The 18303-nt window shown below is 40.7% G+C and carries 20 protein-coding genes; 16 read left to right on the top strand and 4 right to left on the bottom strand.

Annotation, left to right across the window (positions count from 1 at the left end):
* Positions 1-10: 10 nt before the first annotated feature.
* Positions 11-1357, bottom strand: coding sequence for a sensor domain-containing diguanylate cyclase (locus SG0102_RS15190; RefSeq protein ID WP_157983082.1), 1347 nt, complete (start codon positions 1355-1357; stop codon positions 11-13).
* A gap of 265 nt (positions 1358-1622) precedes the next feature.
* Here SG0102_RS15190 and SG0102_RS15185 point away from each other — a divergent pair, with 265 nt between their 5' ends.
* From SG0102_RS15185 to SG0102_RS15120, 14 genes are all read left to right on the top strand, one after another.
* Complete coding sequence (locus SG0102_RS15185; RefSeq protein ID WP_125120720.1) at positions 1623-2225, top strand: L-threonylcarbamoyladenylate synthase; 603 nt, start codon at positions 1623-1625, stop codon at positions 2223-2225.
* On the top strand, positions 2222-2662 hold the full coding sequence (gene rpiB / locus SG0102_RS15180) for a ribose 5-phosphate isomerase B (RefSeq protein WP_125120719.1): 441 nt from the start codon (positions 2222-2224) through the stop codon (positions 2660-2662). The genes SG0102_RS15185 and rpiB overlap by 4 nt, the downstream gene beginning before the upstream one ends.
* A 4-nt stretch (positions 2663-2666) precedes the next feature.
* A complete protein-coding gene (gene glyA / locus SG0102_RS15175; RefSeq protein WP_125120718.1) occupies positions 2667-3914 on the top strand; it encodes a serine hydroxymethyltransferase in 1248 nt (415 codons plus the stop codon).
* Positions 3915-3920: 6 nt separating this feature from the next.
* Positions 3921-4544 carry a uracil phosphoribosyltransferase gene (upp, locus tag SG0102_RS15170; RefSeq protein WP_125120717.1) on the top strand — a complete coding sequence of 208 codons (624 nt, stop codon included), beginning with the start codon at positions 3921-3923 and terminating at the stop codon, positions 4542-4544.
* The gene (locus SG0102_RS15165; RefSeq protein WP_125120716.1) at positions 4544-4906 is read left to right on the top strand and encodes a hypothetical protein; all 363 of its coding nucleotides are present in this window, start codon (positions 4544-4546) and stop codon (positions 4904-4906) included. Before upp ends, SG0102_RS15165 begins: the two co-directional genes overlap by 1 nt.
* On the top strand, positions 4906-5571 hold the full coding sequence (locus SG0102_RS15160) for a F0F1 ATP synthase subunit A (RefSeq protein ID WP_125120715.1): 666 nt from the start codon (positions 4906-4908) through the stop codon (positions 5569-5571). The genes SG0102_RS15165 and SG0102_RS15160 overlap by 1 nt, the downstream gene beginning before the upstream one ends.
* Before the next feature lie 39 nt (positions 5572-5610).
* The gene (gene atpE, locus SG0102_RS15155) at positions 5611-5838 is read left to right on the top strand and encodes an ATP synthase F0 subunit C (protein WP_125120714.1); all 228 of its coding nucleotides are present in this window, start codon (positions 5611-5613) and stop codon (positions 5836-5838) included.
* 29 nt (positions 5839-5867) lie between these two features.
* Positions 5868-6368, top strand: coding sequence for a F0F1 ATP synthase subunit B (gene atpF / locus SG0102_RS15150; protein WP_125120713.1), 501 nt, complete (start codon positions 5868-5870; stop codon positions 6366-6368).
* Positions 6368-6904, top strand: a complete 537-nt coding sequence (locus SG0102_RS15145; protein WP_125120712.1) for a F0F1 ATP synthase subunit delta — start codon at positions 6368-6370, stop codon at positions 6902-6904. Before atpF ends, SG0102_RS15145 begins: the two co-directional genes overlap by 1 nt.
* A gap of 9 nt (positions 6905-6913) precedes the next feature.
* A complete protein-coding gene (gene atpA / locus SG0102_RS15140; RefSeq protein WP_125120711.1) occupies positions 6914-8437 on the top strand; it encodes a F0F1 ATP synthase subunit alpha in 1524 nt (507 codons plus the stop codon).
* 6 nt (positions 8438-8443) lie between these two features.
* Entirely contained in the window at positions 8444-9304 is an 861-nt protein-coding gene (atpG, locus tag SG0102_RS15135; protein WP_125120710.1) for an ATP synthase F1 subunit gamma, read from the top strand.
* 14 nt (positions 9305-9318) lie between these two features.
* A complete protein-coding gene (gene atpD, locus SG0102_RS15130) occupies positions 9319-10722 on the top strand; it encodes a F0F1 ATP synthase subunit beta (RefSeq protein ID WP_125120709.1) in 1404 nt (467 codons plus the stop codon).
* On the top strand, positions 10715-11119 hold the full coding sequence (gene atpC / locus SG0102_RS15125) for an ATP synthase F1 subunit epsilon (RefSeq protein WP_125120708.1): 405 nt from the start codon (positions 10715-10717) through the stop codon (positions 11117-11119). Before atpD ends, atpC begins: the two co-directional genes overlap by 8 nt.
* Positions 11120-11216: 97 nt before the next feature.
* Positions 11217-11915 carry a DsbA family oxidoreductase gene (locus SG0102_RS15120; protein WP_157983081.1) on the top strand — a complete coding sequence of 233 codons (699 nt, stop codon included), beginning with the start codon at positions 11217-11219 and terminating at the stop codon, positions 11913-11915.
* A 23-nt stretch (positions 11916-11938) separates the two neighbouring features.
* Here SG0102_RS15120 and SG0102_RS15115 read toward each other — a convergent pair whose 3' ends face one another.
* A complete protein-coding gene (locus tag SG0102_RS15115) occupies positions 11939-12712 on the bottom strand; it encodes an Mrp/NBP35 family ATP-binding protein (RefSeq protein ID WP_125120706.1) in 774 nt (257 codons plus the stop codon).
* A 10-nt stretch (positions 12713-12722) separates the two neighbouring features.
* Entirely contained in the window at positions 12723-13670 is a 948-nt protein-coding gene (locus SG0102_RS15110) for a serine O-acetyltransferase (protein ID WP_125120705.1), read from the bottom strand.
* A 129-nt stretch (positions 13671-13799) separates the two neighbouring features.
* On the opposite strand from SG0102_RS15110, the gene SG0102_RS15105 reads away from it, so the two are divergent.
* A complete protein-coding gene (locus tag SG0102_RS15105; RefSeq protein WP_125120704.1) occupies positions 13800-14546 on the top strand; it encodes a DeoR/GlpR family DNA-binding transcription regulator in 747 nt (248 codons plus the stop codon).
* An 8-nt stretch (positions 14547-14554) separates the two neighbouring features.
* Here SG0102_RS15105 and SG0102_RS15100 read toward each other — a convergent pair whose 3' ends face one another.
* Positions 14555-15451 carry a glycyl-radical enzyme activating protein gene (locus tag SG0102_RS15100; protein ID WP_125120703.1) on the bottom strand — a complete coding sequence of 299 codons (897 nt, stop codon included), beginning with the start codon at positions 15449-15451 and terminating at the stop codon, positions 14555-14557.
* A gap of 125 nt (positions 15452-15576) precedes the next feature.
* Between SG0102_RS15100 and SG0102_RS15095 the strand changes: the two genes are divergently transcribed.
* Positions 15577-17976 (top strand): glycyl radical protein, encoded by a 2400-nt coding sequence (locus tag SG0102_RS15095; RefSeq protein ID WP_125120702.1) that lies wholly within the window; start codon positions 15577-15579, stop codon positions 17974-17976.
* The last annotated feature ends 327 nt before the right edge of the window (positions 17977-18303 follow it).

Here is an 18303-nt window from a genome sequence, read left to right as displayed (position 1 = left end):
TGAAATGAATTTATGAGTTACGATCAATACGGCGATCATGCAGCCTTGAACTATAGTATTTTTTCTTGTCGTTATACATCTGATAATCGGCTTCTTTGAAAATGATATTGAATGGTAAAGAATTATCTGGTTTCCAGACCATCCCGACAGCTGTCGAGATATCTTCGTCTACCAAATGTTTGCGCAGGGCCTCATTCATGTCTTGAGCCTCTGCCTCTGTCAAGCCGATTTTAATGCTTAAAAATTCATCACCGCCCATGCGGAAAACAGGGTCTGGCATAAAGAAGTTTTTCAGCACATTGGCTGCGCGGATAATAAATAAATCGCCTTCATGATGACCATAGTAGTCATTGATATGCTTGAGACCATTGAGATCAAAGAAAAAGAATGTAATCGACTGATTCTTCAAGGCTTTCATATAATCATGCAGGGAAGCACGGTTAAACAGTCCGGTTAAGGCATCATTATAACTGAGCTGACGCAGTTTTTTAGCGCGATCCCGGTCACGCACCAGGGAAGCGAGAAACTTGCCTAAGAGCGTATACATGGTGGTGATATTGCCAATCGCATCATGAGGAGGATTATCGACACCATAGAATCCAAAGCGCTGATTGCCAAGCGTTAACGGTCCCACCACTAAGCTGTGAATGTTTTGCGGCTTGAGAGTATCATACATTTCCGGATCGATCGGTTTGTATTCCTCTAAATCATAAATGATGATATTTTCCCCTTTTTCAAAGTGTTTATTCCAAACATGCATGGTACTTGCTGACACATTCTGGAGATTATGAATTTCTGGGGTAATGCCTTCCCGGCACCATTCATACGTATTGGATGAAGTGCCGTCTGGATTATCCTCAAAAATGTACATGCGGTCACTATCAAACTGTCGCCCTAAAGTTTCGATGGACAGCTCAATCGCCTTAATGGGATCATTTGTACTATAGGCGGCGTCATAGACATTATTAAGAATGCGTTCATTATTATTCATTTTGATCTGCGTTTGAGATGGAGATGGATTAAGAGTATTAAGATCGGTCGCTATTTCCACGCGATACGCGACGCCATTTTCGACAATCATCGTGTCTCTTACCAAAAAAGTCGAAGCGACGCGTTCATTAATAACACTCCAGTCATAGAACGTGTTCTCATTTAAAAAATCATTGGTACAGTTGGCACATGGCAAATCATAACCATAAAATGTTTTATAGCACTTTTGTCCCAAATATTGATCATCACTTGTCAAATGCAAGGCTTCCCGACCTGCTTTATTAAGGAAAACGACTTTATTAGTACTGATCTCAGTGATATAGACCACATCTTCGTAGTTTTCAAAAAACTGCATTAATTCTTTCATGTAAAAAAACTCCCTTTGGTACATTATAACCTTTTATCATAACATAAAACAAGAAAGTTTCACAATATGGATTAAATTTTTTATGATGAAATTTATGTGACCAAAAATGAAAGGAAATATGAAAAGGCAGCGATAGTCCTATGCAAAACAAGAAATTTGTAGAAAAAAGTTGTTTTTTACACAAAGAAAACGATTTCATGAGCCGGGATGTCCTATAAATACATGATTATTTGTGCTAAAATATCAACTAGTATGAGGTGATATTATGACAAAAATCGTCAAACAGGAACAAATTGCGGAAGTGGCTGACGCGCTGCAACGCGGTGAAGTGGTCGCTTTTCCAACCGAAACGGTTTATGGCGTTGGGGTGAAATTTGGTGATCCCAAGGCTTTAGAAAAGCTTTTTATCGCGAAAAACCGTGATCATTCCAAGGCGATTACGCTGATGTTATCGCATATCGAAGAAATCGAAAAGTATGCTTATGTCGATGAAAAGATCATGAATGTAGCGAGAACATTCATGCCCGGACGCATTACCCTCGTCTTAAAGAAAAAGGAGAATGTGGCGGAGGCGATGACCAATGGTTTACCAACCATCGGTATTCGGATTCCGGATAGCCCTTTTGTACTCGATCTGATTGATCGCTGCGGGGCTCTCTCAGTGACGAGTGCGAATCTTTCAGGACATGGCAATACCAGCAGTACGCAGGAAGTTCTCGAGCAGCTCGATGGACGCATTGATCTGGTGGTTGAAGGACATTCTCACTCACTGGTGGCGAGCACCGTGGTGATGTTAACAGATGGCCAGGTTAAAGTGCTGCGTGAAGGTGAAATCACCGAAAAAGAAATAAAGGAGGCCTTTCGATGAAAATTGCCGTCGCCTGTGATCATGGCGGATTCCGATTAAAAAATGTTTTAATCGAAGAAATGAAGAAGATGGGATATGAAATTGAGGATTTTGGTACTTATAGTGAAGAATCCTGCGATTATCCTGATTATGCATCCAAAGCAGCTAAAGCAGTTGCCAGCGGAGAATGTGAAAAAGGTGTTGTTGTCTGCGGGACAGGAATTGGGGTATCCATTACCTGCAATAAAGTAGACGGCATCAGATGTGCTTTATGTCATGATGTCTTTAGTGCTAAAGCGACACGTGCCCATAACGATGCCAATATGCTTGCCATGGGTCAGCGCGTGATTGGTGAAGGCTTAGCCGTAGAAATCTTAAAAGCCTGGTTAACAACTGATTTTGAAGGAGGACGTCATGTCCGCCGTATCGAAAAAATGATGGCTTTAGAAAAGGAGTAAACCGATGAGAGATACAGCAGTATTTGAAAGTGTTCAGAGAGAATTAAACAGACAGAGAAATAACATTGAATTAATCGCTTCAGAAAACTTTGTGTCTGAAGAAATCTTACAGTTAGCTGGTTCCGTTTTAACAAATAAATATGCCGAAGGTTATCCCGGGAAGAGATATTATGGCGGCTGTCAGTTCGTCGATGAAGTCGAAACATTAGCGATCGACCGGGTATGTCAGTTATTTAACTGCAAATATGCTAATGTCCAGCCTCATTCTGGGGCTCAGGCCAACACCGCGGTTTACTTTGCGTTATTACAGCCCGGTGATAAAGTCTTAGGCATGAGCTTAGCTGATGGCGGTCATTTAACGCATGGTTCCCCAGTCAACTTCTCAGGGAAAACTTATGAATTCCATGAATATGGGGTGAAACGTGATACGGAAACCATCGATTACGATGCTTACAAGAAATTAGTTGAAGAGATCAAACCAAAGTTAGTTGTGGCTGGTGCTTCAGCTTATTCAAGAGTGATCGATTTTAAATTCATGGCTGATGTAGCTCATGAAAATGGCGCTTTATTCATGGTGGATATTGCTCATATCGCTGGTTTAGTAGCCGCTGGTGAACATCCTTCACCATTCCCATATGCGGATGTTGTTACCACCACTACGCATAAGACTTTAAGAGGTCCTCGTGGCGGGGTTATCATGACTAATAGCGAAGAATTAATCAAGAAGATCAATTCGGCTGTCTTCCCAGGTATGCAGGGGGGACCATTAATGCATATTATCGCGGCCAAAGCAGCCTGCTTCTATGAAGCACTGCAGCCAGAATTCAAAGAATATGCGAAACAGGTGAAAGCCAATGCCAAAGCTTTAGAAGCATCTTTAAAAGAAGAAGGTTTTAGAATCGTGACGGGCGGTACAGATAACCACTTAATGTTAGTGGATGTGAAAGCTAGCTGCGGTATCTCTGGAAAGAAAGCCCAGCGTTTACTTGATGAAGTCAACATCACTGCTAATAAGAATGCGATTCCTTTTGATACTGAAAAACCATTCAAAGCATCTGGGATCCGTGTGGGTACCCCGGCAATGACGACAAAAGGCTTTAAGGAAGACGACTTTAGAGAAGTTGGTAAGATTATCGCTTATCGTTTAAAGAATGAAGAAACAGATGAAGTGAAACAGGCTTGTTTAGCAAGAGTGAAAGCTTTAACTGATAAAGTGACAATGTACAAGGATATTAATTATTTGGAGAAGTAGTTTTTTATGAGTGTTACAATTATTGATCATTCCCTTATTAAACATAAATTATCGATTATGCGAAATAAGGATACTTCCACTTATCTTTTCAAGCAGGCGCTTGATGAAATTGCCATGTTAATGGCTTATGAAGTATCAAAGAATTTCCCATTGAAATTGATCGATATCGAAACCCCAGTTTGTAAGACGACCGGTTATGAATTAGCAGAACAGATTGTCTTAGTACCGATTTTAAGAGCTGGGATCGGGTTAGTAGATGGATTCAGAACGATTATGCCGAATGCGAAAATTGGTCACATCGGGATGTATCGTGATGAGGAAACATTAGAACCCCATGAATACTATGCCCGTTTTCCTAAAGGTATTGAAAATTCTAAAGTGATTATTGTCGATCCGATGTTAGCGACCGGCGGGTCCGCTGATATGGCGATTGAAGATATTAAAAAACGCGGTGCGAAAGATATTATCTTAGTGTGCTTAGTGGGCGCCCCAGAAGGCGTTAAATTCTTACAGAAGAAGCATCCGGATGTGGATATTACGTTAGCTGCGTTAGATGATCATTTGAATGAAAATGGTTATATTGTTCCTGGTTTAGGGGATGCTGGGGATCGTCTGTTTGGTACGGATTAATGGATGATCTCAAGAAGATGCTCAGGCAGAGCCAGCCTCTTTTCAGTTTTGTGCTGGTTATTCTGATCATCGTTACTATCGTTACAAAAAATGTAGGTTATGCCTTGGGCTGGGTTTATGGCTCAGCCATTGGCATGCTTGTATATTTTGTAAATATAAAAATGGTCGATCTGATCATTTTAAAAAAGTCTAAGTGGGGGGTTCTGCTTTTAATGTTAAAGCTGCCAATCTATGCCATCGGTCTACTGCCGGGGGTCTATTTTAAGCTCTATCCGTTATTAGTGACGAGCTTTCTGGCGCTGATGCTGCCAAAGTATACCATCTACTGGACGACATTCAGGGAAAGGAGGAAACATGAATAATGAAGATCGTCATTCAAAGTGAGCTGGTTTATTCTTTAATCATCACAACCGTTTTGGCAATATTCTTCATTTGGGTAGGTAAGAAATTCAAAGAAGCAGATCCGTTAGAGAGACCTCATGGTATTATGCTTGTGTTTGAATCGTTAATTAAATGGTTATATGACTATTTTGGCGGGATTTTCCCAAAGAAATTCTCACAAAACTATTATGTCTGGTACACGATGCTGTTTATTTGGCTGGTATGTTCTAACCTGTCAGGTCTGATTGGCTTTGATGCCCCGACTTCGAACTGGTCCGTAACATTATCACTGACAATGGTTACTTTCGTTTTGATCCAGATTAATTCGATTAAACACCAGGGCTTAGGTTCCTACATTAAAGGGAATCTGATTCCGCCTACAAACCTCTTTGGTTTGATTTCACCATTGATCTCTATTTCATTGCGTATTTTCTGTAATATGTTAAGTGGGACATTTATTATGGCCTTGGTTTACACGTTTACGAACTGGCTGTCTAGTCACATTATTCCATTTAACTTTATTGGTCCGCTGGTTGCACCATTATTACATGCATATTTCGATGTATTCTCAGGTGTCATCCAGGCGTTAGTCTTTGTTACTATATCCACAATCATGATCTCGATTGAGAACCCTGATGAGGAATAAAAAAATGTCTAATCTATTTATTTAGGAGGAAAAGAAATTATGACAGATAAAGGTTTGATTGCGATCGCTGCAGGTATCGCAGTATTAGCAGGTTTAGGTACAGGTATCGGTGAAGGGATCGCCGCTTCAAGAGCCCTTGAAGCATTAGGTCGTAACCCAGAAGCTGAAAACAAGATTCGTACATTAATGATTTTAGGTATCGCCTTAACAGAAACTGTAGCCTTATATGGTTTACTTGTTTCATTAATCTTAATCTTCGTATATTAATACCATTTATTATTTAAGGAGGAATTGCGATGCCAGATATTGAATTGAAGCTATTCCCGAACATTACCACAATCATTGTGCAGTTATGCTCGACTGGCATTCTGTTCTTGTTATTTAAGAAATACTGCTGGAAATTTGTCGTTGGTTTCTTGGATAAACGAGCAGATGCGATCGAAAAGAACATCACTGATGCCAAAGATATGCGCGATCAGGCACAGACATACTTAGATGAGTCAGAAAAACAGGCTCGTGAAAGTGCGAAACAGTATCGTGAAATTGTCGATATGGCAAAAGAAGATGCAAATAAAGAAAAGCAGAAAATCATGGATGCTGCTAACGAACAGGCTAGAAAGAAAATGGCCCAGGCCGAAGAAGAAATCGAAGCACAGAAAGCGCAGGCGCGCGCTGAGATGAAGACGGAAATCGTCGATATCGCCACGCAGGTAGCGGAAAAGATTATGAATAAAGAAATGGATGCAGCTGCTAACGATGCCATGGTTAAAGACTTTGTAGATAAGGTTGTGAACTAATGGATAGTCAGGTTGCTGATCGCTATGCTGAGTCTCTCTTCGCTTTAGCGGAAGATGAGAATGCAGTTGATGCGTATCTCAAGGATATGAAGTTAGTGGACACTGTTTTAGAAAGTGATCCTGTATTTATTCAGTTCTTTTCACATGTTTTGGTTTCTGATGATGACAAATACAAACTGTTAGATCAGGCATTTGCCTCATCAGTTTCTAAATATGTGCTGAATTTTCTTAAACTGTTAGTCAAGAAAAGAAGAGTTCGTTATATTCGTGATATTGTTCGAAGCTTTATTGGTTTATGCAATAAAAAGTTAGGAATCGAAGAAGGTATTGTGTATACTGCTTATCCATTATCTGATGCTCAGATCAAGGATATTGCCGGTGCTGTTTCTAAGAAAGAAAACAAATCCATCGTTCTTCGCCAGATTGTTGATCAGAACCTGATCGGTGGGATCCGTGTTCAGATCAATGACAGAGTCTATGATGATTCTATTAAAAATAAAGTTGAAAAGCTTAGAAATGAGCTTTTAGGAAAGTAGGTGAACAGTGTGAGTTTAAGACCAGATGAGATCAGTGCTTTGATTAAAGAACAAATCAAGCATTACGATGATGTCATTGAACAGAAAGACGTTGGTACAGTCATGACTGTCGGTGACGGTGTCTCAGTTATTCACGGTTTAGACAATGCCATGCTGGGTGAATTAATCGAATTCCCTCATAGCGTATATGGGATGGTCATGAACCTCGATGAAGATAGTGTCGGTGTCACACTCTTAGGGAATTCAGATGAAATTAAGGAAGGCGATGAAGTCCGTCGTACAGGCCGTATTATGGAAGTTGCGGTCGGCGACGAATTATTAGGTCGTGTTGTTAACCCATTAGGACAGGCGATTGATGGTCAGGGAGAAATCCATACCACTAAAACCCGTCCAATTGAACGTATTGCACCAGGGGTTATGACCCGTAAGAGTGTTGATACGCCATTACAGACCGGGATTACAACGATCGATGCCATCATCCCTATCGGTCGTGGTCAGCGAGAATTAATTATCGGTGACCGTCAGACTGGTAAAACAGCGATTGCCATTGATACTATTTTGAACCAGAAAGGTCAGAATATTTACTGTATCTATGTCGCAATTGGACAGAAAAACTCAACCGTTGCGCAGGTTGTTCAGAAATTAAAAGAAGGTGGCGCAATGGAATATACAACCGTTGTCTCTGCCAGTGCCTCAGAATTAGCACCAGTTCAGTACATCGCTCCATATGCCGGCTGTGCGATTGGTGAAGAATGGCTTGAACAGGGCAAAGATGTCCTGATCGTATACGATGATTTAAGTAAACACGCCGTTGCTTACCGTACCTTATCCCTCTTATTAAAGAGAGCCCCAGGTCGTGAAGCTTATCCAGGTGATGTCTTCTACTTACATTCAAGATTACTAGAAAGATCTTGTAAATTAAATGAAGAAAATGGCGGTGGTTCCATTACCGCCCTGCCAATTATCGAAACCCAGGCTGGCGATATCTCAGCTTATATCCCAACCAATGTTATTTCGATTACTGATGGTCAGATCTTCTTACAGCAGGAATTATTTAACTCTGGTTTCAGACCAGCCATCGATACTGGTTTATCCGTATCCCGTGTTGGTTCCGCTGCCCAGATCAAAGCCATGAAGCAGGTTTCATCGACATTAAAATATGAATTAGCACAGTATGAAGAAATGAAATCTTTCGCTCAGTTTGGTTCTGACCTTGATGCAGAAACGAAATCAGTCATCGATAAAGGGGAAAGAATCTTACAGACGTTAATTCAGCCACAGTATTCGCCACGTAGTGTAGAAGAAATGGTCTTAACGTTATTCGCCTTAAAATATGGCTTTACGAAAACTATTAAGACCGACAAAATCAGTGATTTCATGAGTGGTTTAGTCGATAACATGACCGCCCATCATCCTGATTACGTTAAAGAAATTACCGAAAAGAAAGTCTTATCAGATAGTCTGATCGAAAACTTAAAAGCTGCCATGAAGACTTATGTAGAACAGTTCGAAAGACTTCAGAAAGCAGGGTAATAGCTTATGGCAGGACAAATGCAAGCGATCAAGCGACGCATGAAGTCTGTTGAATCTACAATGAAAATCACTAAGGCGATGGAATTAGTGGCGTCTTCAAAATTAATGAAGACGAGACGCCACTTAGAAGCCATGAAGCCTTACTATTCTCAGGTTCGTGAAACAGTCGGTGAAATCCTGGCCACTTCCAAAGGACAGATCGACTCCCCTTTCCTGAAAGTCAATACTACTGGTAAAGACGTCTATATCGTCATTACCTCTTCCTTAGGGTTATGCGGGGCATATAATGCCAACGTCTTTAAAAAAGCTCAGGAAGTCTTAAAGGAAGATGATCTTGTTTATGTCATTGGGACGAAAGGTGAAAACTATTTTAGAAACCATACGTCTTTTGAAATGAACAGTGATTATGAGAGTCTGAACAGTTCTTTAGAATTCAAGGATGTCATTAAACTGACCAATACATTGATGAATGAATATGAAGAGAAAAAGATTAAAAATATCTATATCATTTATACGGAATTCGTCAATAACATCACGTTTACACCAAGAGTTGTGAAACTCTTGCCGGTGGAAGCAGACAAGCTTGAAAGCAAAGAGACTAATGTACATAAGCAGACATTATTTGAACCTTCTCCAGAAGAAGTATTAGGCAGCCTGATTCCGATGTATCTGCAGGGGGTCATCTACGGCTACTTAGTCGAAAGTGTGACTTCTGAAAATGCATCACGTCGTACTTCAATGGAAAACGCTACAGATAATGCGCAGGAATTAACAGACAATTTACGTCTTCAGTATAACAAGGCTCGTCAGGCACAAATCACAAGCGAAGTCAGTGAAATTGTGGCTGGTGCGAATGCCGAAAATTAATAAGGAGGTGCCATATGGCTAATCATATTGGTAAAATCGTCAGTGCCAGAGGCCCAGTTGTCGATGTTATGTTCGATAACAACCAGGACTTACCAGAAATCAACACGGCGATCAAAATCGATAACCATGGCGAAGAATTAGTTCTAGAAGTTGCCCAGCATATCGGTGATGATGTCGTTCGTTGTATCGCCTTAGGCTCTACTGATGGTTTAACAAGACAGATGGATGCCGTTGATACCGGAGCACCAATCAGTGTCCCAGTAGGCAACGAAACCTTAGGCAGAATGTTTAATGTCTTAGGTCATGCCATTGATGGTAAAGAAGAATTAACAGATGCGAAACATATGCCAATTCACCGTGCTGCACCAACATATGCGGAACAGAAAACAGAAACAGAAATCTTAGAAACAGGGATCAAAGTCGTCGATTTATTATGTCCATTCATCAAGGGTGGTAAAATCGGTCTGTTCGGTGGTGCCGGGGTTGGTAAAACCGTTTTAATCCAGGAGTTCATTAACAACATCGCAACTGAACATAATGGTTTATCTGTATTCGCCGGTGTCGGCGAACGTTCTCGTGAAGGGAATGACTTATACTATGAAATGAAAGAATCGGGCGTTTTAAACAAAACAACGCTGGTCTTCGGTCAGATGAACGAACCACCAGGAGCTCGTTTAAGAGTAGCGTTAACCGCTTTAACAATGTCTGAATACTTCCGTGATGTGCAGGGTCAGGATGTGTTATTATTCATCGATAACATCTTCCGTTTCACTCAGGCTGGATCAGAAGTATCAGCCTTATTAGGCCGTGTTCCTTCACAGGCTGGTTATCAGCCTACCCTGGCAACCGAAATGGGCCAGTTACAGGAACGTATCACATCGACAAAGAAAGGTTCCATTACATCCGTACAGGCTGTCTATGTGCCTGCCGATGATATGACTGACCCTGCGCCAGCGACAACCTTCACCCATCTGGATGCCCGTGTCGTATTGGATCGTGGGATCGCCGCTTTAGGGATCTACCCTGCCGTTGACCCATTGAACTCATCTTCTCGTGGTCTTGATCCAAACATCGTTGGTAAAGAACATTATGAAGTCGCTCATGGCGTTCAGCAGATCTTACAGAGATTCCAGGAATTACAGGATATCATCGCCATCTTAGGGATGGATGAATTAAGTGATGAAGATAAACAGACTGTTGCTCGTGCAAGACGTATCCGTAACTTCTTATCACAGCCATTCTCAGTAGCTTCACAGTTCACTGGCTTGGAAGGTAAGTATGTTCACGTTGACGACACAGTCAAAGGCTTCAAAGAAATCTTAGAGGGTAAATGGGATCACCTGCCAGAAGCAGCGTTCCATAACGTAGGTACCATCGAAGAAGCTGCCAAGAAAGCAGAAACTTTAAAGAATGAATAAATTTCATTTAAAAATCGTGACACCTAAGGGTACCTACCGAGAAGTTGATGCCGACTTACTCAATGTCAAAACAACCGATGGTTATATTGGCATCTTAGCGCATCATATTCCTCTCGCCGCTGGTGTTGATATTTCTGAGATGCATTACATCGTTGATGGACAAAAGTACGAATTCGCCATTGCTGGCGGCTTCGTCTATGTCTCTCCTGAAAATACGGTGACGCTCATTGCGAATGTCATCGAATCACAGGATGAGATCGATCTCAAACGTGCTCAGGAAGCAGAAAAGCGTGCGCGTGAACGTTTAGCAAAAGACGGAAACGGCTTAGATATTAAACGTGCTGAACTCGCTCTGAAAAAAGCTTTAGTACGTGAAAACGTGAAAAACATCAAATAAGCAAAGGACTAAGGTGAAAGCCTTAGTCTTTTTCAATGCATATATAATGAATTGTGCGCAATCTTATGCTAGGATAACAGCGAAAGAGAGGTTATCTATGAAAAAATTATCAGTAAAATTCTTTTCGGACTATGCCTGTCCGTTTTGTTATATCGGGGAAACCCATTTAAAAAGAGCAATTCAAGAAAGCGGCTTAGAAAATGATAGTGATGTCACGATGTTATCATTTGAGTTAGATCCGACATTTCCCAACCATTATGTAGGTCCTTCAACGCAGTTGCTCGCATCGAAATATGGTATCAGTTTAAGCCAGGCCAGTGAGGAAATTAAAAAGGTAGAAACGATGGCTAGTGATTCTGATATTGCTTTAGATTATGTCCATGCCCGTTATACAAGCACCTTCCCGGCTCATCGTTTAACCAAGTTAGCGCAGAAAAAATTATCATCTGAAAAAGCAAATCAATTCATTGATCGCTTGTTTCAAGCGATGTTTGAAGAACATCGTGAAATGAGTGATTTAGAGGCTTTAAAGCCATTAGCGTTAGAAGCGGGAATCAGCGAAGAAGACTTTGAGCAACTGTTAAATAGTGATGATTATAGTGAGCAGGTGCGCTCTGAAGAAGCGTTAGCAAAGCAATATGGTATCAATGCGGTGCCTTACTTCATTATTAATGATAAGTATGCGATTCCGGGAGCTTTACCGACCTCAGAGATGAAAAAGATTTTTAATAAAATATTAGAAGAAGATCAGATCATTGCCGAAGGCGCTGCCTGCGGCGTGGATGGCTGTAAGTAAAAGAGGATGGAGCGTTCCATCCTCTATTTTTCAATGGCTGCAATGATATTGTCTAAATGTTCAATCTTTAAGCTTTCGGCTTTACCTGCATCAATGGTTTGGGCAATCGTTGGATCGATTGGCATTTGGGTATAAGTATCAATGCCAAACTGTTTAGCGACATCTTCAATATGTGATTCGCCGAAGATATAGTGCTTATGACCGCAGTCAGGGCAGACATAATAACTCATATTTTCAACGATCCCGAGTAATGGAATATCCATCGTATTCGCCATGCGCACAGATTTTTCGACAATCATGGATACTAAGTCCTGTGGTGAAGTGACGACAACGATGCCATCAACTGGTAAAGACTGGAAGATTGTCAGTGGGATATCCCCTGTTCCTGGCGGCATATCGATGAGCATATAGTCAATTTCTCCCCAGTAGACATCCGTCCAGAACTGGTTGATCATATCCGCTAAGACGGGACCACGCCAAATGACTGGATCACCAGGATTTTCCACTAATAAGTTAATGGACATGACTTTAATACCAGTCTTAGTCACTCTTGGAACAATCCCTTCTTTAACGCCATAAGTCTGACCGCTTAAGCCAAAAGCCTGGGGAATGGAAGGACCGGTTAAATCGGCATCCATAATCGCGACTTTATAACCCTGACGATTTAAAGCGACCGCTAACTGTGTCGTAGTCAGCGATTTCCCTACCCCGCCTTTGCCGGACATGACCGCAATGACTTTACCGACATGCGAATGGGCGTTTAATTCTTTACGAAATTTTGCTCTAAACTTATCCATATTAGGCCTCCTAGATAATGTAGAACCATGTGGAATCATCTAAATCTTCTTTTTTTACTTTTTGATTTTCCACATGAATGGATTTATTTTCAATGGAAATACGGGAATTCGGTGCGACCGATGATGTGATAAAGGCATTAGAGCCAATGACGGTATCATGACCGATCACAGTATCTCCGCCCAGGACGCTTGCTCCCGCATAGATGGTGACGTTATCTTCAATGGTTGGATGACGTTTCACACCATGCAGTAACTGGCCTTTACGGGTTGATAAAGCGCCCAATGTCACGCCTTGGTATACTTTGACATGATCCCCTATTTTGGTTGTAGAACCGATGACAATGCCAGTGGCATGGTCAATAAAGAAGTATTTGCCGATGACCGCACCCGGATGAATATCCACACCGGTACGGGAATGGGCATATTCACTCATCATGCGCGGAATCAGCGGGACATCTAAGACAAATAATTCGTGGGCGATACGATTAATGGTTGTCGCTAATAACCCAGGATAACATAAGACAATTTCATCTTTGCCATTGGCGGCTGGATCACCATCAAAAGCAGCCTGCATATCAGTATCCAGATAAGCACGAATCTTAGGAATTTCATTGAAGAATTTTTTAGTGATCAGATAGGCTTCACGTTCGGTGCATTCTTCATCGCAATCCAGATATTCATCACGATTGTGTAAGACAATTGCAATCTGCTGCTGGAGATGATACATAATATCTTCAATTAAGACCGCAAGATTATTGCGTTCATTATAATACTTATAGACTTTTTCTCGATAAAATCCTGGATAGAATACTCGTAATAATTTATGCAGGATATCAATGATGACATCCATGTCTGGCTGATGGAAAACTTCCATCGAGTCAATATCGCGTCCTTGAGAGTAATCATCCATAATATTATCGATGATATGATTAATATCATTCTGTTCAATATTACCCATGCTATAACCTCATTTCTTTTGTGTCCATTATAACATGACTTAAGGCATTTCCGGTAAAATATGATCATCAAATCACATCTAGCGTAAACGCTTAACTTATGGTATTCTAGTAGGCAGGAGAATGAAAGAATGAACGAAAGACAAAAGACAATTTTAAATCTCATTACTAAAAATGAATCGATGGAGGTCGTTGAATTATCACGCTTATTAGGTGTTTCTCAGGTGACGATCCGTAAGGATCTCAATAAACTGGAAGATGCTGGCATGATTAAACGCGAACATGGCTATGCCCGCCTCAATGGTTTAGATAACATTTCTACTAGATTAAGCTATCACTATGAAGAAAAAGAAAAAATCGCCCGTAAGGCGATTGAACTTGTCAGAGATGGGGAAACCCTGATGATTGAATCAGGATCCTGCTGCGCGCTCGTGGCGAAAGCTTTAGCCTTGCATAAAAAAAATATGACCATTATTACCAATTCCGCTTTTATTTGTGATTACGTTAAAAATATGGATATCAATCTGATTTTATTAGGCGGCAGTTATCAGAAAGAATCCCAGGTGTTAGTCGGGCCATTGACGAGTCAGGCCGCCTCAAGTTTTTATGTCGATCACTATTTTATTGGAACTGATGGTTATACCGATGTTACGGGTTTTACCGGTCGTGACTTTGAACGCTGCATGACGGTACGAGAAATCTCTCGTCATGCGAAGAATGTCATTGTCGTCAGTGAATCAGAAAAGTTTGGTAAACAAGGCACGGTGAACTTATTACGAGCTTCAGAAGTTTCAGCGGTGGTTACAGATAGCTCACTGCCTTTGGAATACGAAACGACATTAACCGATCAAGGTGTTGAAATCTATAAAGCTGAGTGAGAAGACACTCAGCTTTTTTCAGTGTGGAAGAAGGCATTGACCCCCTGCTTTCTAAAAATATCGGCATATTCATTAAGATCTTCTTCATGATACGCTTTCACATTCGTATAAGCATAATTCCGATGCAGTTTGACATATTTATTTTCGCCCATCTGATGGAAAGGCAATAACTGCACTTTATCGATCTGACAGGATAAGAGATAAGCTGCTAACCCCTTTGCATCTTCTAAGCTGTCATTAAAACCAGGAATGACCGGAATGCGGGCTAATAAAGGAATATGATGTGCAATTGCATAACGCATATTGGAATCGATCAGCTGATGGGTAACGCCTGTACCTTCTTGGTGCTTGGCATCATCATAATGTTTGACATCAAATAATAAGAGATCAAATAAAGGGGCTAACTCCTGAAAGACTTGCTCAGACGCATAGCCAGTTGTTTCAATGGCTACATGGATATGTTCTTCTTTTAAAGCGGTCACTAAGGCTTTCACAAATGGCGGCTGCATCATCCCTTCACCGCCGGAAATAGTGACCCCGCCTCCTGATTCCTCATAGAAATCACGATCCTGCAGACAAATCTTTACAACATCTTCAACGCTCATTTTTTTACCTTCATAAGAAAGCGCATGGACGGGGCACTCATTGACGCATGTTAGGCAGCCATCACAGGCTGAAGTGATGTTTAAATCCTCTAAGATTGCCTGTTTAGGGCAAATCTTTTGACAATGATGACAATGAATACAAAGATCATCATCACGGATGATCTGAATATGGGGTGACTGGGATTCAGGATTAGCGCACCATTTACAATGTAAGGGGCACCCTTTTAAAAAGACCGTCGTACGGATTCCTGGCCCATCATGAATACTAAATTTCTGAATATTAAAGACAATACCTTCCATAAGAATTCCTCCTGAAATGATTGTATCATAGTTTCATATGAAAGTAAAATAATTATAAATGAAATGAAAGTTGTTGACTTTAATCTTTCAAGCGCGTACATTATAGGTGAAGAGAGGTAGATATTATGGAACATACAGAACACTTTGGAAAATTGACACAAAGAATGGATCATTTCCGCAACCAGGTCTTAGATGAAAAACCTTATATCGATGCTGAAAGAGCACAGATTGTCACTGATGTTTATAAAAATAACCAACATTTACCACGGGTTTTATTACGTGCGGTGATGTTAAAAGAAATCTTAGAAAAGATGTCTATTTATATTGAAGATGATACCCTGATCGTGGGGAACCAGGCCACAAAGAATCGTAATGCCCCTATTTTCCCAGAATATACCATGGGTTTTGTCATGGACGAACTGGATACTTTTGAAAAACGTGATGGTGATGTTTTCTATATCACTGAAGAAACCAAACAGATCTTACGGGAGATTGCCCCTTTCTGGCACAATAATACCTTGCGTGATCGCGGCTTAGAATTACTGCCGGAAGAAGTGAAAGTCTTTATGGAGACAGGCTTCTTTGGCATGGAAGGAAAACTCAATGCCGGCGATGCGCATTTAGCGGTTAATTATCAGAAAGTTTTACAATATGGTTTAAAAGGTTATGAAGATAAAGCCAAAGAGTATCTTTCTCACTTAGATATGACAGATATCGATGCGATTGATCAGCGTATCTTCTATAAAGCTGTATTAATTGTTATTGAAGCGGTAAAGAACTTTGCTCATCGTTATGCGCAGTTAGCTCATGAAATGAGTTTAACGGCGACGGGCAAACGTAAAACAGAATTAGAAGACATCGCTAATATTTGTGAGAAGGTTCCTTATCAGCCAGCGCAAAGCTTTAAAGAAGCAATCCAGTCAGTATGGTTTATTCAGTTGATCTTACAGATTGAATCGAATGGTCATTCTTTATCTTATGGTCGTTTTGATCAGTATATGTATCCTTATTATGCTCATGATTCCCTTACTGATGAAGAAGTGGTGGAATTATTAGATAACTTATGGATCAAGACGATGACAATTAATAAAGTGCGTTCGCAGGCCCATACTTTCTCAAGTGCGGGTTCTCCAATGTATCAGAATGTCACGATTGGCGGTCAGACAAGAGATGGTAAAGATGCAGTTAATCCCCTTTCCTTCCTTGTTTTACAGTCCGTTGCGCAAACGCGTTTAACTCAGCCTAACTTAACCGTTCGTTATCATGCACATTTAGATAAACATTTCTTTGATGAATGTATTGAAGTTATGAAATTAGGCTTTGGCATGCCTGCTCTTAATAATGATGAAATCATCATTCCATCCTTTATTGAAAAAGGTGTTGCGAAAGAAGATGCCTATGATTATTCAGCTATTGGCTGTGTTGAAACAGCTGTTCCCGGTAAATGGGGTTATCGCTGTACTGGGATGAGTTATATGAACTTCCCACGTATTCTCTTATGCGTGATGAATAATGGCGTTGATTTAACCAGTGGCAAGCGTTTTATGAAAGGCTATGGTTATTTCAAGGATATGCATTCCTATGAGGAATTAATGAAGGCCTGGGATTTATCAGTCCGTGAATTAACGCGTTATAGCGTGATCGTCGAGAACTGTATCGATAAAGCGAGTGAACGTGATGTTCCTGATATCTTATGTTCAACCTTAACGGATGACTGCCTCAAACGAGGGAAAACAATTAAAGAAGGCGGCGCTGTCTATGACTTTATCTCGGGTTTACAGGTCGGCATTGCGAATATGGCCGATAGCTTAGCGGCGATTAAGAAATTAGTTTTTGATGAACAGAAAATCACCCCAGAAGCTTTATGGAATGCGATCTTAGATGACTTTACATCACCAGAAAACAAACAGATCCAGGAGATGTTAATCAATGAGGCACCTAAATATGGTAATGATGAAGATGAAGTTGATGAGTTAGTCGTTGAGGCGTATGACAGCTATTTAGATGAAATCAAGAAATATAAAAATACCCGCTTTGGCCGTGGGCCAATTGGCGGTGTCCGTTATGGCGGGACATCTTCGATTTCTGCGAATGTCGGACAGGGAATGGGAACCATGGCAACGCCAGATGGCCGTAAAGCTCATGAACCATTAGCGGAAGGCTGCTCCCCTGCGCATAACTGTGACCAGCATGGTCCAACTGCTGTCTTCAAGAGTGTTTCTAAATTACCAACGCATTTAATTACCGGCGGGGTTTTACTGAATCAGAAGATGAATCCTTCCATGCTGGCTAATGAGGAAAATAAGATGAAATTAGAAGCTCTTATTCGAACCTTCTTTAATCGTCTCCATGGCTATCATGTACAGTACAACATCGTCTCAAGAGAAACCTTAATTGATGCCCAAAAACATCCAGAAAAGCATAAAGACTTAATTGTTCGTGTAGCTGGATATAGTGCTTTCTTCAATGTTTTATCCAAAGCAACGCAGGATGATATTATTGGGCGTACAGAACAATCTTTATAATTTAGCATGAAGTAATCGAATTCTCACATATTCTCACACAATTATTCCAAAATATAAAAACAATTATTAGATATTATATATCCGTACTCTTAAGTAAAGAGTGCATCCCTTCATAATTTAAATCCCAAAAACATGAAAGAAGTCGGTGATCCACCGGCTTTTTTCATAGCCTATCATTTTGAAATTCAAGATTACCCATAATTTCACACAGTATTCTTATAACTCTGCAAAAAGTTGTGTGCTATAGTGTATTTGTACTCAAAGGAGTACATCCCTTCATAATTTTAAAATCCCAAACATCGAAAAAGAACCGGGCCCAATCCATCC

The organism is Intestinibaculum porci, from assembly GCF_003925875.1.
Classification (GTDB): domain Bacteria; phylum Bacillota_I; class Bacilli_A; order Erysipelotrichales; family Coprobacillaceae; genus Intestinibaculum; species Intestinibaculum porci.
The sequence above is the reverse complement of the archived record's forward strand: the minus strand, read 5'-3'. Positions and strand labels throughout refer to the sequence as shown.

Bases quoted from the DNA above. Each gene is read 5' to 3' on its own strand.
- SG0102_RS15110 (WP_125120705.1), bottom strand. From the start codon at position 13,670: ATGGGTAATATTGAACAGAATGATATTAATCATATCATCGATAATATT.
- SG0102_RS15165 (WP_125120716.1), top strand. From the start codon at position 4,544: ATGGATGATCTCAAGAAGATGCTCAGGCAGAGCCAGCCTCTTTTCAGT.
- atpF (WP_125120713.1), top strand. From the start codon at position 5,868: ATGCCAGATATTGAATTGAAGCTATTCCCGAACATTACCACAATCATT.
- SG0102_RS15105 (WP_125120704.1), top strand. From the start codon at position 13,800: ATGAACGAAAGACAAAAGACAATTTTAAATCTCATTACTAAAAATGAA.
- SG0102_RS15115 (WP_125120706.1), bottom strand. From the start codon at position 12,712: ATGGATAAGTTTAGAGCAAAATTTCGTAAAGAATTAAACGCCCATTCG.
- SG0102_RS15185 (WP_125120720.1), top strand. From the start codon at position 1,623: ATGACAAAAATCGTCAAACAGGAACAAATTGCGGAAGTGGCTGACGCG.
- SG0102_RS15160 (WP_125120715.1), top strand. From the start codon at position 4,906: ATGAAGATCGTCATTCAAAGTGAGCTGGTTTATTCTTTAATCATCACA.
- SG0102_RS15120 (WP_157983081.1), top strand. From the start codon at position 11,217: ATGAAAAAATTATCAGTAAAATTCTTTTCGGACTATGCCTGTCCGTTT.
- atpE (WP_125120714.1), top strand. From the start codon at position 5,611: ATGACAGATAAAGGTTTGATTGCGATCGCTGCAGGTATCGCAGTATTA.
- SG0102_RS15190 (WP_157983082.1), bottom strand. From the start codon at position 1,357: ATGAAAGAATTAATGCAGTTTTTTGAAAACTACGAAGATGTGGTCTAT.
- upp (WP_125120717.1), top strand. From the start codon at position 3,921: ATGAGTGTTACAATTATTGATCATTCCCTTATTAAACATAAATTATCG.
- SG0102_RS15095 (WP_125120702.1), top strand. From the start codon at position 15,577: ATGGAACATACAGAACACTTTGGAAAATTGACACAAAGAATGGATCAT.
- atpC (WP_125120708.1), top strand. From the start codon at position 10,715: ATGAATAAATTTCATTTAAAAATCGTGACACCTAAGGGTACCTACCGA.
- glyA (WP_125120718.1), top strand. From the start codon at position 2,667: ATGAGAGATACAGCAGTATTTGAAAGTGTTCAGAGAGAATTAAACAGA.
- SG0102_RS15100 (WP_125120703.1), bottom strand. From the start codon at position 15,451: ATGGAAGGTATTGTCTTTAATATTCAGAAATTTAGTATTCATGATGGG.
- rpiB (WP_125120719.1), top strand. From the start codon at position 2,222: ATGAAAATTGCCGTCGCCTGTGATCATGGCGGATTCCGATTAAAAAAT.
- atpD (WP_125120709.1), top strand. From the start codon at position 9,319: ATGGCTAATCATATTGGTAAAATCGTCAGTGCCAGAGGCCCAGTTGTC.
- atpG (WP_125120710.1), top strand. From the start codon at position 8,444: ATGGCAGGACAAATGCAAGCGATCAAGCGACGCATGAAGTCTGTTGAA.
- SG0102_RS15145 (WP_125120712.1), top strand. From the start codon at position 6,368: ATGGATAGTCAGGTTGCTGATCGCTATGCTGAGTCTCTCTTCGCTTTA.